Origin of the sequence: Acetivibrio sp., from assembly GCF_035371925.1 — a bacterium.
In the GTDB taxonomy this organism is placed as follows: domain Bacteria; phylum Bacillota; class Clostridia; order Acetivibrionales; family Acetivibrionaceae; genus Hungateiclostridium.
This window is the reverse complement of sequence record NZ_DAORXT010000019.1, coordinates 24,071-37,858: the sequence shown is the minus strand read 5'-3', so window position 1 is coordinate 37,858 and position 13,788 is coordinate 24,071. Positions and strand designations below refer to the sequence as shown.

General features: G+C 37.7%; 10 protein-coding genes. All 10 read left to right on the top strand.

Annotated elements, in window-relative coordinates:
- Positions 1–473: 473 nt before the first annotated feature.
- The 10 genes from gdhA to PLH43_RS04385 all read left to right on the top strand — a co-directional run bounded on the left by gdhA (position 474) and on the right by PLH43_RS04385 (position 13,788).
- Positions 474–1,808 carry an NADP-specific glutamate dehydrogenase gene (gene gdhA / locus PLH43_RS04430; RefSeq protein ID WP_324360497.1) on the top strand — a complete coding sequence of 445 codons (1,335 nt, stop codon included), beginning with the start codon at positions 474–476 and terminating at the stop codon, positions 1,806–1,808.
- A 163-nt stretch (positions 1,809–1,971) separates the two neighbouring features.
- Positions 1,972–3,507 (top strand): glutamine-hydrolyzing GMP synthase, encoded by a 1,536-nt coding sequence (guaA, locus tag PLH43_RS04425; protein WP_324360495.1) that lies wholly within the window; start codon positions 1,972–1,974, stop codon positions 3,505–3,507.
- Positions 3,508–3,746: 239 nt separating this feature from the next.
- Positions 3,747–4,100 carry a BlaI/MecI/CopY family transcriptional regulator gene (locus PLH43_RS04420; protein ID WP_324360493.1) on the top strand — a complete coding sequence of 118 codons (354 nt, stop codon included), beginning with the start codon at positions 3,747–3,749 and terminating at the stop codon, positions 4,098–4,100.
- A gap of 5 nt (positions 4,101–4,105) precedes the next feature.
- Entirely contained in the window at positions 4,106–5,017 is a 912-nt protein-coding gene (locus PLH43_RS04415) for a M56 family metallopeptidase (RefSeq protein ID WP_324360491.1), read from the top strand.
- 13 nt (positions 5,018–5,030) lie between these two features.
- On the top strand, positions 5,031–5,639 hold the full coding sequence (locus PLH43_RS04410) for a hypothetical protein (protein ID WP_324360489.1): 609 nt from the start codon (positions 5,031–5,033) through the stop codon (positions 5,637–5,639).
- Entirely contained in the window at positions 5,636–6,598 is a 963-nt protein-coding gene (locus tag PLH43_RS04405; protein ID WP_324360487.1) for a hypothetical protein, read from the top strand. The genes PLH43_RS04410 and PLH43_RS04405 overlap by 4 nt, the downstream gene beginning before the upstream one ends.
- A gap of 297 nt (positions 6,599–6,895) precedes the next feature.
- Positions 6,896–7,501: a DUF1819 family protein gene (locus tag PLH43_RS04400; RefSeq protein ID WP_324360486.1), complete on the top strand. Its 606-nt coding sequence runs from the start codon at positions 6,896–6,898 to the stop codon at positions 7,499–7,501.
- A complete protein-coding gene (locus tag PLH43_RS04395) occupies positions 7,502–8,086 on the top strand; it encodes a DUF1788 domain-containing protein (protein WP_324360484.1) in 585 nt (194 codons plus the stop codon). It begins immediately after the preceding gene.
- A 44-nt stretch (positions 8,087–8,130) separates the two neighbouring features.
- Positions 8,131–11,688 (top strand): BREX system P-loop protein BrxC, encoded by a 3,558-nt coding sequence (gene brxC / locus PLH43_RS04390; protein WP_324360481.1) that lies wholly within the window; start codon positions 8,131–8,133, stop codon positions 11,686–11,688.
- Positions 11,689–11,706: 18 nt separating this feature from the next.
- Positions 11,707–13,788: a RecQ family ATP-dependent DNA helicase gene (locus PLH43_RS04385; RefSeq protein WP_324360479.1), complete on the top strand. Its 2,082-nt coding sequence runs from the start codon at positions 11,707–11,709 to the stop codon at positions 13,786–13,788.

Here is a 13,788-nt window from a genome sequence, read left to right as displayed (position 1 = left end):
TTGATGCTCTTTAAGTCAATTACAATATATAAGTAGTGTTTTTATTATATAGTATTATTTTGCACAAAAACATATGTAAGGGATTTAAATATTGTAAACATAAGAAAATGAAAGTTTATCGATTGGTTTCCTGCATAAATCTAAATCAGAAAGATGGATGAAAAAAATGTTAAATTGTCTTATTCAAGATAAATACGTACTTTGGAGGAGAGGTTAAAAACTTAGGCTAAATTAAAATTCGAAATTATTTATTCCGACACTTGCAATGCGGACGTATATTTGTTATAATTCAAAATGTCATTTTGTTAATTCCTCAAACATTATTTGAGGGTATACAATGGCGTATACCGTATACAATACAAAGATGTATATTGGTTTAATGACGTTTTTACGGGGAGTAATTTGCAAATATTGCAAATGGCTCTGTTTAATATTTAATAAAAAAGTTAAAAAAGATGGGAGAGGAATTTTAAATGAAGTTATTGTCTAGTGTCATGGAACAAGTCATTAAAAGAAATCCAAACGAGCCTGAATTTCATCAGGCAGTAAGAGAAGTTTTGGAGTCACTCGAAATTGTCGCCGAAAAAAATCCGGAGTACTTAAAAGCAGGAATATTTGAAAGGATTGTTGAACCTGAAAGGCAGATTATTTTCAGAGTGCCATGGGTGGATGACAATGGCAAGGTGCAAGTAAACAGAGGCTTTAGAGTTCAGTTCAACAGTGCTATTGGTCCTTATAAAGGAGGAATTAGGTTCCATCCTTCAGTTAACGTGGGAATTATCAAATTCCTCGGTTTCGAGCAGATTTTCAAAAATTCTTTGACCGGCCTTCCAATGGGGGGAGGTAAAGGCGGCAGTGACTTTGATCCGAAAGGCAAATCCGACGGAGAAATCATGAGATTCTGCCAGAGCTTTATGACAGAGCTTTACAGACATATAGGTCCGGATACCGATGTTCCTGCCGGAGATATCGGTGTAGGTGGCCGTGAAATAGGTTACATGTTTGGTATGTACAGAAAAATAAGAAACGAGTTTACCGGAGTTTTGACCGGAAAAGGATTGACATGGGGCGGAAGCCTTGCAAGAACTGAGGCTACAGGTTATGGTCTCTGCTACTTCATGGAAGAAGCAATGAAGACAATCAAGGGCAAATCCTTTGAGGGTGCCACAGTTGTAATTTCAGGTTCGGGTAACGTTGCCATATATGCAACAGAAAAAGCTCAGCAGTTGGGTGCTAAAGTAGTTGCATTGAGCGATTCAAACGGATATGTTTATGATCCCGACGGAATAAAACTTGATACCGTAAAACAAATAAAAGAGATAGAAAGAAAGAGAATCAGTGAATATGTGAAGTATCATCCTAACGCAAAATATACCGAAGGTTGTGCAGGAATATGGACAATCAAGTGTGATGTTGCGCTTCCGTGTGCAACACAAAACGAGCTTGACGGAAATGCGGCAAAGGCTCTTGTTGCAAACGGATGTTATGCAGTAGGAGAGGGCGCAAACATGCCGTGTACACCGGAAGCTATTGATATATTTATGCAAAACGGAGTTCTCTATGCTCCCGGAAAAGCTTCAAATGCCGGTGGTGTTGCTACTTCCGGACTTGAAATGTGCCAGAACAGCATGAGATATTCTTGGTCCTTTGAAGAAGTTGATGCCAAGTTGAAAGATATAATGGTAAATATATTTAGAAATGCAAGAGCAGCAGCAAAAGAATACGGTCAGGAAGACAACCTTGTTTTGGGTGCAAACGTTGCAGGCTTCTTGAAAGTTGCAAACGCTATGATGGCGCAGGGAGTATAATTTATAATAGATTAGACAAATTTAGCGATACGGGGGTCAGAGTCATTTCTTTGACTCCTTTTTTTCTACATATTTTTTGTATATGCTATTAATTTTTGTTTTGCATTATGTGTTGAATTTGATATAATAAAACATCATAGTTTTATTTGAAGGAGATGTTAGCTTGAATAATGAATTAATTCTCGTTCTCGACTTTGGAGGACAATATAATCAGCTCATTGCAAGGAGAGTCAGAGAGGCAAATGTGTATTGTGAGGTTTTACCTTACAACTCTTCTATTGATAAAATAAAGTCAATGAATCCAAAGGGGATTATTTTTACCGGAGGTCCTGCATCGGTACTGGATCCTAAAGCCCCATTTTGCGCCAAGGAAGTTTTTGAGCTGGGAATTCCGGTTTTGGGTATCTGCTATGGTATGCAGCTCATGAGCTATATGCTTGGAGGAACTGTGGAAAAAGCCCAGCAGCGTGAGTACGGCAAGGTAAATATCACCTTGGATACTGGCAGCAAACTCTTTGAGGGAATTGAAAAGGATTCAACCTGTTGGATGAGCCATACTTATTATGTCAATAATCTTCCAGAAGGATTTGCAAAATGTGCGGATACTCCCAATTGTCCTGTGGCAGCAATGGAAAATGTCGAAAAGAAATTGTATGGTGTTCAATTCCATCCTGAAGTTGTTCATACTCCAAAAGGAAGAGATATATTAAATAACTTCCTCTTTAAAATCTGCGGATGCTCCGGGGATTGGAAAATGGCTTCTTTTATAGAGCATTCCATAAGCAGCATTAGAGAAAAGATAGGGGACAAGAAGGTTCTGTGTGCTCTTTCCGGAGGAGTTGATTCTTCTGTTGCAGCGGTTTTGGTTCACAAGGCAGTTGGAAAGCAGCTTACATGTATTTTTGTCGATCATGGTCTTCTTAGAAAGTACGAAGGGGATCAGGTTGAAGAAGTATTCAAAAACCAGTTTGATATTAATTTAATAAGGGTAAATGCGGAGGACAGGTTCTTAGAAAAGCTCAAAGGAGTCACAGACCCGGAAAGAAAAAGAAAGATTATTGGGGAAGAGTTTATCCGGGTGTTTGAAGAGGAAGCAAAGAAAATCGGTACAGTTGACTTTTTGGTGCAAGGAACCATTTATCCGGACGTAATTGAAAGTGGAGTTGGCGATGCTGCTGTTATAAAAAGTCACCACAATGTAGGCGGTCTTCCCGACTATGTGGATTTTAAAGAGATAATTGAGCCTCTCCGTAGCCTTTTCAAAGATGAGGTAAGGAAAGTGGGAATAGAGCTGGGAATACCCGAAGATATTGTTATGAGACAGCCATTCCCGGGACCCGGACTTGCTATCAGGGTTATTGGCGAGGTTACAAAAGAGAAGTTGGACCTACTCAGGGATACCGATTATATTTTCAGAGAGGAAATAAAAAATGCCGGACTGGACAAGGAGATCAACCAGTACTTCACAGTGCTTACGGGAATGAGAAGTGTTGGAGTCATGGGTGATGAAAGGACTTATGATTATGCCCTTGCGCTCAGAGCAGTTACCACTACCGACTTTATGACTGCCGATTGGGCAAGGATTCCTTATGACATCCTTGAGAAAATATCCAACAGAATTGTAAATGAAGTCAAGCACATTAACAGAATTGTATATGATATAACAAGTAAGCCGCCGGCAACCATTGAGTGGGAGTAATAGACATTATAAAACGATTTATATGTTTTTAAATACAAAAGCAGTGGACAAGGTATTTAAACCTGTCTGCTGCTTTTGTTTTGCCTCTTGGAATGAAATGAAAGAGGCAAAAGCGAAGGGACTCGATGTCCTGAGCTTTTATTATTTTATCCGGGTTATTTTATTAACTCCTATTGACAATATTAGACTACTATGATAGTCTAGACTATAGAAATAGTCTGATTGGGGTGTTGGTTTAAATGCAAAAGCTATTTGACAGTGAAATTAAAGTTATGGAAATAATATGGGAAAATGAGCCGGTTAGCGCAAAACAGATAAGTCTCATTGCAGCTGAACAAATCGGTTGGAACAAAAATACCACCTATACTGTTATTAAAAAGCTTGAAAGCAAGGGATATATTAAAAGAGAAGAACCGGGCTTTATCTGTACTTCGCTGATTTCCCGTGAAGATGTGTGCAGGGCCGAGACTAAAAGCCTTATAGACAAGTTTTTCGGCGGTTCGAAAAAGGCTCTTTTTTCTGCTCTGCTTCAGGATGAAAAACTCTCTTCCGATGATTTGGCTGAACTTCGAAAGATGATTGAAGAGAGGTGATGATATTGCTTTCTGAGGTATTCTATTACCTTTTTAATATGAGTATATCGGCGTCTTTGGTGGGTATTGTCGTTTTACTTTTAGGAAAGATAAAAAAGCTGCCGCGGCGCCTGGTACATATATTATGGGTGATTCCTTTTCTTAGAATGTGGATTCCCGTGGGAATTCCAAGCAAATATAGTTTGATGACGTTGATTTCAAAGTTTTTTACTCCTAGGAGTGTAGTTTTATATGATGGAGGCTTAGAGTTTACCTTTGCAAACTATACTATGGCTGCAGATAATTACTTTCCGATTACCTATAAGGTAAGTCTAATTGAAAAATTATTCGGTATTGCCTCTATAGTCTGGATTATTGTTGCAGTTTCCTTGGTGATTGTCTCTTCAATTATCTATGGTGTTACAAAATCGGAATTAAAAGATGCCGGTATTTTGCGGGACAATATTTATGTTTCGGACAAAATAACCTCACCTGCAATATACGGTGTTTTCCGTCCGAAGATTATTGTACCGAAGGATTATGAGCTACGAGATTTGCACTACGTTGTAGCCCACGAATCGGCTCATATTCGGCGTAAGGACAATTTGTGGCGTGTCATTGCCGTTATTTCTGCTTCAATTCATTGGTTCAATCCATTCGCTTGGTTGTTCTTAAAGAGGTTTTTGGAAGATACGGAGCTTGCCTGTGATGAGAAGGTATTGGCTGACTGTGGTGAAGATGAGAAAAAGGCTTATGCACTGGCTCTTGTTGATTGCGCGGAAAGCACAAATGTTTTTGTTTCACCCTTTGGCGGGGCAAAGATACGGGTGCGCATTGACCGCATTCTGTCCTATAAAAAATTGTCAGTCATTTCGGTTGTAAGCTCTATAGTATTTGCTGTTGCAATCGGATATGTGCTTCTTACAAATGCTTCTTAAAAGGGGGGAATATATGAAAAAAATACTTTATGCTTGTTGTGCGGCAGTGTTTTTCATTCTTATGCTGTCCGGTTGCGACAAAGCGGAACCATTGCCCGATGAATGGAAGGAGCTGAAATATGCCGCCGACACCTTTACATTGGAGGATGCAAAACGTGAGGGTTATGTCGTGATGGAGGATGGGGATGTAACTTGCGGGCAAGAAGCGTGGCAGAATTTTGTTGATTTGTCCTCAAAGAAAATACCTTGCAAAATCCGTGTCGTCCACTATTATACACTCGGTGATCCGTCGGATTACGACCCCGAATATTATGAGAGCATAAAAGACGATTATCCGATGATGTTTATCTTGGAAGTTGATTATAACGGGGAAACATTTCGTGTAGGCAATTACGAAGGGGAAAAACTGTATACGTCGGAATTTAAATATCTTATGAAGTACGAGGGAGAATCGGAAACTCCTACATCCACCTTTACTTCGTATGTAAGATATGTACTGGTAAATGATGATAAAGTGACTTGGAACGATATTATGCATGGAGTTACCAGTTCCAAGTTGGAAGACTATATTCCGTTCAGGGAGATATACGCTGATTTGGTTTATAAGGAGGGGTATAAATGACTCAATTTAAAAAGTTTTATCTGTTTTCTGTGGTTGGAGTGTTAATTGCATCGTTTTATCCAATTTTTATGGGGTTGAAAGTTATTGTTGACATGGTACGGAACGGAACGGTTTTGGCGGAAAACTACCCGAAGTACATAATACCGTATACGCCCATTAGTTTGGCAGTTATAGTTGCTGTTTTGCTGTTGCCGGTTCTCGTGAAGTATGCAAAAAAGTTTGCAGTCGCAGCAGCAACAGCAATATCTCTTGCGGTATTTTTTGTGTCGGAACTGCTGATTGAAAACATGGTCATTGTTTCGGACAATGTCAGGACAACTCTTGAAAGCTGGCAAATGTTTATGTGCTATGTACCGCCGGAAAACTTTAAGACAAGGACATGGAGGCCGGTTGATGTGCTCATTGGAGATTACAGTCCGGCATTTAAAATTCACTTTTATGCCATTTCGGTGGTTTTAATATTTGCTATTGTAAACTGCTTTTACGGTTTTGCCCAAATGATTGTTAAAAAGAATAAGAGTAGATTAAAGGCACTGATTTTCCAGTCGGTATTTAGCGTTTTGTTTCTCGGACTTTGCATTTTTGCGTGTTTCACCGCATTTTTCAGGGACGGGGAAATTACGGTTTCTGCTATTTCTGCGGTGTTTATGTGCTTGTTCTTTATTGTGTTTGGAGTAACAGCAGGCATATATGCCGGTTCGTTTTTTGTTGGGAAAAAGAAAACGCTGTCGGTATTTCTGCCTTCGGTTGTTGCATCGGTTGTTACAATTGTTATGTATATCGGAGAAATGGTGCTTTTAAGCGGACATTTGTACCGTTTTGGCTCCGGATTTTTATTTGACAGCCTGCCGGGGATTGTACTTGCCCCTATAGATATATTGGTTGTTTTGGCATCGGGATGTATAAATGCTGCCATATGTTACACCTTCAACAGTTCGAGGAAAGGCGTTGAAGCCTAAGGTAAAATATAATTAATGATTATCGAAAACATTGCAATATCAATCAAGGTCTGTAAAGCAATGTGTGTTTTATCTTCATTTCATCATTTCTGCTACTCAAATACCGGATTCCTTTTTGTGAATCCGGTATTGTGATAATATCTCCTAAAATAAAGTCTTTGGTAATTAACGATGACTTGTGGAATACTATTTCTAAATCATTCGGTTCATATTCAATTTTGTATTTATGCCTGTACAATATCCGGATTAATATATATAATTAAAATATTAAAAAGTGGACCGGAAAGAAGGGAAATTATGGATAGAGAGTTAGAATATAAATCCACGATTAAATCGTCTTCATTTCTTTTTAAAGAAACGAAAAAAGCTGCAGAGCTTATAAATAAAGGATTTAATGAGTTTGAGATAAAGGAAAAGGCAAAAAGAGACAATATTTTTCAGGTAAACACAGAAACGCGAAAAAAGGAAATTGCGTCAATAGTTCTGAGAAGACTAAAGGCTGTCGATGACTTTTTGATTGAAAAAATAGTAAACGGCAATATTGAAACAAGCAAGCAGATGGTTATCTACTCTATTATGAAGACGGATAGATTATTCTTTGAATTCATGTACGAGGTGTTCGGAGAGAAGATACTGCTTCGTGATTTTGCATTGCAGGACAAGGATTTTAATATATTTTTCGATAGAAAAAAAGAGCAAAGCGAACGGGTGGCCTCATGGGACGACTATACCTTTTATAAGTTGAAACAGGTGTATATCCGTATACTGTTTGAGGCAGGTTTTATAAAAGACAGGAAAAACGACAGGGAAATTGCAAAGCCAATTATTGAAGAAGAAATAGTGAAGCATCTTAAAGATATTGGAGATGCAAAATATCTTGGTGCGATGATGGGAGAGATGTAGGTGAAAACTATTTATCAAAGGCTGGATGAAATCATGCAGCGGATTATGAGAGAATCATTTAGGGAAAATACGGGGCTTGGGAATGAAATAGGATACTATATATTTGACTATGAACCGAGATATGAAATGCTTGTGAGAGAGCATGTACATTTTCTTAAACAGAAAATTAATGACGGAGATTACGGTTTTCGAATAAAGGAATTTGATTTGTATGAAATAATACTGGAACTCCTTGAGACAAAAGGTTATCTTGAAAAGAACTTTAATATGGAACAGGCAAAGGGCAGCGAATTCGTATTTAATGCCACTAAAAAGGCATTAAGACTTACCGGGAAAGATGACCTTGTAATTCAATATATAAAAGACAGGGTGGAAAAAGGAGATGTGGTGTTTATAACTGGTGTGGGAAAAGCGTGGCCGATTATCCGCTCACATACGGTGTTAAACAACCTTCATCAGATTTTGGACGATGTACCTGTAATTATGTTTTTTCCGGGAGTGTACGACGGGCTTGAACTGGTGCTTTTCGAAGAAATAAAAGATGACAACTATTATAGAGCGTTTAAGTTGGTGGATAGATATTAGAGGAATTTGGGACGATAATACCAGGGATACAAGGAGGGACTAAAATGCTCATAAAGGATATGTTTAAAAAACCTATTGATAGAGATATAAAGGGTGTAATCAAGGTTGGGCAGGACGATGACAGCAATGTACAGCAGGAGCTTGAAGAATATGTTGTTACAAAAGAGATGTCAAAGCATTTTGACGCTTTCTTTGAAGCATATAAAAAAGGAATAGTAAATACTACCGACAAAATGGGAGTGTGGATTTCGGGTTTCTTCGGAAGCGGTAAATCCCATTTTCTTAAAATACTATCCTATCTTCTTGAGAATAGAGAAGTTGAAGGAAAAAGAGCAATCGAGTATTTCAACGACAAAATACAAGACAGTATGGTTTTGGCCGATATGAAGCTGGCCGGGGACACTTCGGCAGATGTAATTCTGTTTAACATCGATTCTAAAAGTGATTCCGATTCAAAAGCCAATAAAGATGCCATTGTAAAGGTATTTAACAAAGTATTTAATGAAATGCAGGGTTTTTGCGGTTCTATGCCCTGGATAGCAGACTTGGAAAGACAGATGGTAATAGGTGGGGTTTATGAAGATTTTAAAAATACCTTTAAAGAGATATCGGGACGGGAATGGAAAGAGGCAAGAGAAGATTTCTACTATGAGGAAGACGCCATTGTTGAAGCCCTGTCCAAAAGTACCAAGATGAGTGCCGAGGCAGCCAGGAATTGGTATGCAAAAGCAGAGGAGAATTATACTTTAAGCGTTGAAAAGTTTGCCGGACGAGTAAGGGAGTATATAGAAAGAAAAGGCAAGAATCACCATGTCGTTTTTCTAGTAGATGAAATAGGGCAATATATCGGAGACAATTCACAGCTGATGCTCAACCTTCAAACTGTTGTGGAAGATTTGGGAACCCAGTGCGGCGGTAAAGCCTGGGTTATTGTGACAAGCCAGCAGGATATTGATTCTGTTACGAAAGTAAAAGGCAATGATTTTTCCAAAATTCAAGGCAGGTTCAATACCCGTCTCAGCCTTTCCAGCGCCAATGTTGACGAGGTAATCAGAAAGAGAATTCTTTTAAAGGAGAATGTGGCAACGGATACGTTAAAACTCCTTTATGAGAATAAAAATTCCGTACTGAAAAACCTGATTACCTTCTCGGCAGATACTCCGGAGAAAAAGGTATATAAGGATAGTGAGGATTTTGCAGAATGCTATCCTTTTATACCATATCAATTCAATCTTCTTCAGCAAGTGCTGACTTCTATAAGGATACACGGGGCATCCGGTAAGCATCTGGCAGAAGGGGAGCGCTCCATGATTAGTTCCTTCCAGGAGTCTGCCATAAAATATATGAACAGTGAAGAAGGAACATTAATACCCTTTTCAGCCTTTTATGATACCATTGAAGCCTTCCTTGATTCCAATATCAGGACGGTTATTATTCATGCCCAGGAAAATAACAATTTGAATGATTTTGACGTAGAACTTTTGAAAGTTCTCTTTATGATTAAATATGTTAAGGAGATACCTGCAAATATAGAGAATCTGGCTACTCTAATGGTATCTCATATAGATGAGGATAAGATAGACCTCAAAAAGAAAATAGAAGAATCTCTAAAAAGGCTGGTAAAGGAAACCCTTGTCCAAAAAAACGGAGACCAATATATCTTCCTTACCCATGAAGAGCAGGATATTAATAGGGAAATAAAGAACATCAGTGTGGATTTGGGAGAGGTAATTCAAAAAATTTCCGAAATCGTCTTTGAGGAAATCTATCCAGATAAGAAATATAAATATTCTTCAAGGTACAACTTTAGTTTTAACCAGGTTGTAGACGATAGATTTTTCAGAGGCAATCAGGGAAATGATATTGGTCTTAAAATTATTACCCCCTATTATGATACCGGAGTAGAACTTACGGATAATGAACTAAAACTAATGACTATGAGGGAAAATAATTTAATTGTTAAACTTCCCAATGATACTACTTTCCTTGACGAAATGGAGGAAGTATTGAAAATTGAAACTTTCCTGCGTAGGAAAGGAGGAACTTCCCTTAATCAGAAAATTGAAGAAATCAAGGACAGAAAAAGAAGAGAATTGGTTGAACGTAAGGACAGGGTAAAAAGACTTTTGACAGAAGCTATTGAAAATGCAGATATGTATGCTAATTACCAAAGGCTTGAAATTAAACGGAAACATCCGGCGGAAAGAATAAATGACGGTTTTAAGGTACTTATCGAAGGAATTTATACAAAACTGGACTATATTACTTATTTCACAAGCACTAAGGACATTTACGATATATTCAGCGATAACGAGCAGATTGTACTGGATGGTGTTGAGGCTCCAAACAAGCTGGCTGTTGATGAAATGGCAGGTTACATTGAAAGAAATACTACAAGAAATATTCCTGTCACCATGAAATCAATCCTTAGTATATATGAAAAAGCTCCTTACGGATGGCTTGAAGAGGATATTGAATGGTTGGTTGCAAAACTGTTTAAAGCACAGGAAATTAAGCTGCAACTAAACAGTCAATACTTGGATGTCCAGGATAGGGATATCGTCAAATATCTGACCAAAAGGGATTATGTCGACAGGCTGCTGATTGAAAAGAGAATAAAAGTTCCCGCGCACCAGATTAGCAATGTCAAGGAATTGTGCAAAGAGTTGTTCAATATTACTGCTGTACCTTCTGATGAGGACGGCCTTATGAAAAGGTTTAAAGACCTGGCAAGAGATGAAATAGCAAAAATAAACGAATTGCTGGTCTACTATAAGCAGGTCAAATACCCCGGAAAGGATGTTTTAGAGGAAGGGAGGAAAACCTTAGAAAAGATTGTCAAAATTAATGATGCAAAAGAGTTTTATAATGAGCTTCAAAGGGAGAAAGACATACTTTTGGATTATGCAGATGATTCCATAGATGTTAAAAGGTTCTTTGACAGCAACCAGAGGGAGTTCTTTGATAAGGCTGTTCATAAGATAAATGTGTACAACAGCAACAAGACATATGTGTTGGATAAGGAAATTGTTGACCTTGTAGGACAAATGCAAAGGATTGTGGAAGGTAAGGAGCCTTATTCCGACATTCATAAATTGCCGAGCCTTATTGACAGGTTTGCAGCCAAATTTACTGAACTTTTAAAAGTGGAGTGCAAGCCAGTCAGACAGGTAATTGAGAGGGATTATGATAAGGTTATCGAAGAATTGAATAAGTATGAATTCATAACTGTTCTGTTTGACAGATTTAAAAGCAGATTTGACGATCTTCTGGAAAGATTGAACCATGCCAACAACTTTTATGAGGCTATTGCCATGAAGGAGGAAAGTGACAGGCTTAAATTAAGGTGCTTTGATGATATTGCTGCAGAATTGGCAAAAAGTAAGCCAGAGGAACCTTCAACACTCGAAGGGACAGGCGATTCATCGGCAGTAAAAAGCACTCCGGAATTATACAAAAAAACAATAAACATCAGCATAGCCAATATTCTGCATGGGACAAAAACCATTGAAAGCGAAGATGACATTGAAAAATTATTGAATGATATAAGAGAACGGTTGAAAAATGAATTGAAAGAAGACACAATTATCAAACTTGTATAGGGTAATGGGGAGTGAAAAATGAGGGAACAAGCGTTAATTCTACTTAAAAAAATGCTGGGAACAGAGGCTGAGTTTCGTGACGGTCAATGGGAAGCAATAGAATCAATTCTAAGCGGTAAAAGAACATTAATAGTTCAGCGGACAGGTTGGGGAAAAAGCGTAGTTTATTTTATTGCCACAAAGATGTTGAGAGATAAGGGAGCCGGACCTACTTTGCTTATAAGTCCTTTATTATCCCTTATGCGTAATCAAATTCAAAGTGCAGTAAAGATTGGGGTAAGAGCCCAGACGATAAACAGTGATAATGTTGATGAGTGGAATCAAGTTGAAGAAGAACTTATAAAGGGAGAAATCGATATACTGCTTTTATCTCCTGAAAGATTAGGAAATCAAGATTTTACAAGCAGGGTACTCCCTTCTATAAAAGATGGTATTGGTATGCTGGTTGTTGATGAGGCTCATTGCATATCTGACTGGGGACATGATTTTAGACCTGATTATAGAAGAATAAAAAGAATAATTAATACTCTGCCTCCAAATGTTCCTATGGCTGCCACTACCGCTACAGCAAATCAAAGAGTAGTTGATGATATTAAAGTGCAATTGGACGGTGATTTGAATATAATGAGAGGTCCTTTAGCCAGAGACTCTTTAAAGATTCAGGTAATAGAGCTGAAAGATCAGGCGGAAAGGCTCGCATGGCTGGTTGAGAATATAAATAAAATGGATGGATCCGGTATAATATATTGCTTAACCACTTCTGATTGCAATAAAGTGGCTAAATGGTTAAGGAGTAATGGAATCAATGCGTTGGAATACCATTCTAGATTGTCTGGCAATGAAGATGAAACAAGGTCATTAAGAGAAGAAAGAGAAAAATTGCTATTAAATAATGAAGTTAAAGCATTGGTGGCGACAGTGGCTTTGGGGATGGGTTTTGATAAACCGGATATTGGCTTTGTAATACATTATCAAAGACCGGGGTCAATTGTTCAATATTATCAGGAAATAGGAAGGGCTGGCAGAGCACTTGATAATGCATATGTGGTCCTCTTAAATGGGGAAGAAGATGATGAAATACAAGAATACTTTATAAACACAGCTTTTCCTACCGATATTGAAATGGAAAAGGTTATTTCGTTAATAGAACGATCGAGCACAGGAATTAAAAAGGGTGAAATACTTAAAAGGATTAATATGCCTCAAGGAAAAGTTGAGAAGTGTTTAAAACTTTTACAGATAGAGGGTATAATTCAATATGATGAGTCTGTATATTTCCGAACACTTAATCCATGGACTCCTGATGCTATAAAAAGCAAGATAATTACCAGAAAAAGATATATTGAACTTATGCAGATGAATCAATTTGTTAATACTAATAGTTGTTATATGGAGTTTATATCAAAACTTTTAGATGATCCCCATGTAAAAAAATGCGGCAAATGTTGCAACTGTCTGGGTATTAAATTTTTTAGTGAGAATGTGACACAAAAAAATAAATTAGAAGCAATTCAATTTTTAAGAGGAGAATTCTTAGAGATTATTCCGAGAAAAAGGTGGCCGGCAGGTATAGTTGCAGATACCGTTAAGAATATTGATAAAGACATGCAAAATAAAGTAGGAATGGTTTTATGTACATATGGTGATGCCGGCTGGGGTAAATATATCCGGGATGATAAATACATAAATAATTATTTTAGAGATGAACTTGTGGATGCTTGTGTTGATATGATAAAAAATAAAGGGAATATGGATCCTTTTCCTCAATGGGTTACGTTCGTTCCGTCTTTAAGAAGGGAAGAGCTTGTAAAAAGTTTTGCCCAAAGACTGGCAAATAAGCTGGATCTTCCATGTATTGAAGCAATAAAAAAAGTTAAGGACACACCACAGCAAAAGTCAATGGAAAATAGTTATTTTCAGTGCAAAAACGCTTATGATGGATTTGAAGTTATAATAGAAAATGTTGTTGAAAATAAACCAGTATTATTGGTTGATGATATGGTTGATTCCGGATGGACATTTACCGTATGCGGTCATTTATTAAAGAGTGCCGGTGCAGGGGATGTATATCCTTTGGCATTGGCATTAACATCAAAATAG

Excerpts from the sequence above, each read along its gene's own strand:
- gdhA (WP_324360497.1), top strand. The coding sequence starts at position 474 with ATGAAGTTATTGTCTAGTGTCATGGAACAAGTCATTAAAAGAAATCCA.
- PLH43_RS04420 (WP_324360493.1), top strand. The coding sequence starts at position 3,747 with ATGCAAAAGCTATTTGACAGTGAAATTAAAGTTATGGAAATAATATGG.
- PLH43_RS04410 (WP_324360489.1), top strand. The coding sequence starts at position 5,031 with ATGAAAAAAATACTTTATGCTTGTTGTGCGGCAGTGTTTTTCATTCTT.
- PLH43_RS04405 (WP_324360487.1), top strand. The coding sequence starts at position 5,636 with ATGACTCAATTTAAAAAGTTTTATCTGTTTTCTGTGGTTGGAGTGTTA.
- PLH43_RS04400 (WP_324360486.1), top strand. The coding sequence starts at position 6,896 with ATGGATAGAGAGTTAGAATATAAATCCACGATTAAATCGTCTTCATTT.
- brxC (WP_324360481.1), top strand. The coding sequence starts at position 8,131 with ATGCTCATAAAGGATATGTTTAAAAAACCTATTGATAGAGATATAAAG.
- PLH43_RS04385 (WP_324360479.1), top strand. The coding sequence starts at position 11,707 with ATGAGGGAACAAGCGTTAATTCTACTTAAAAAAATGCTGGGAACAGAG.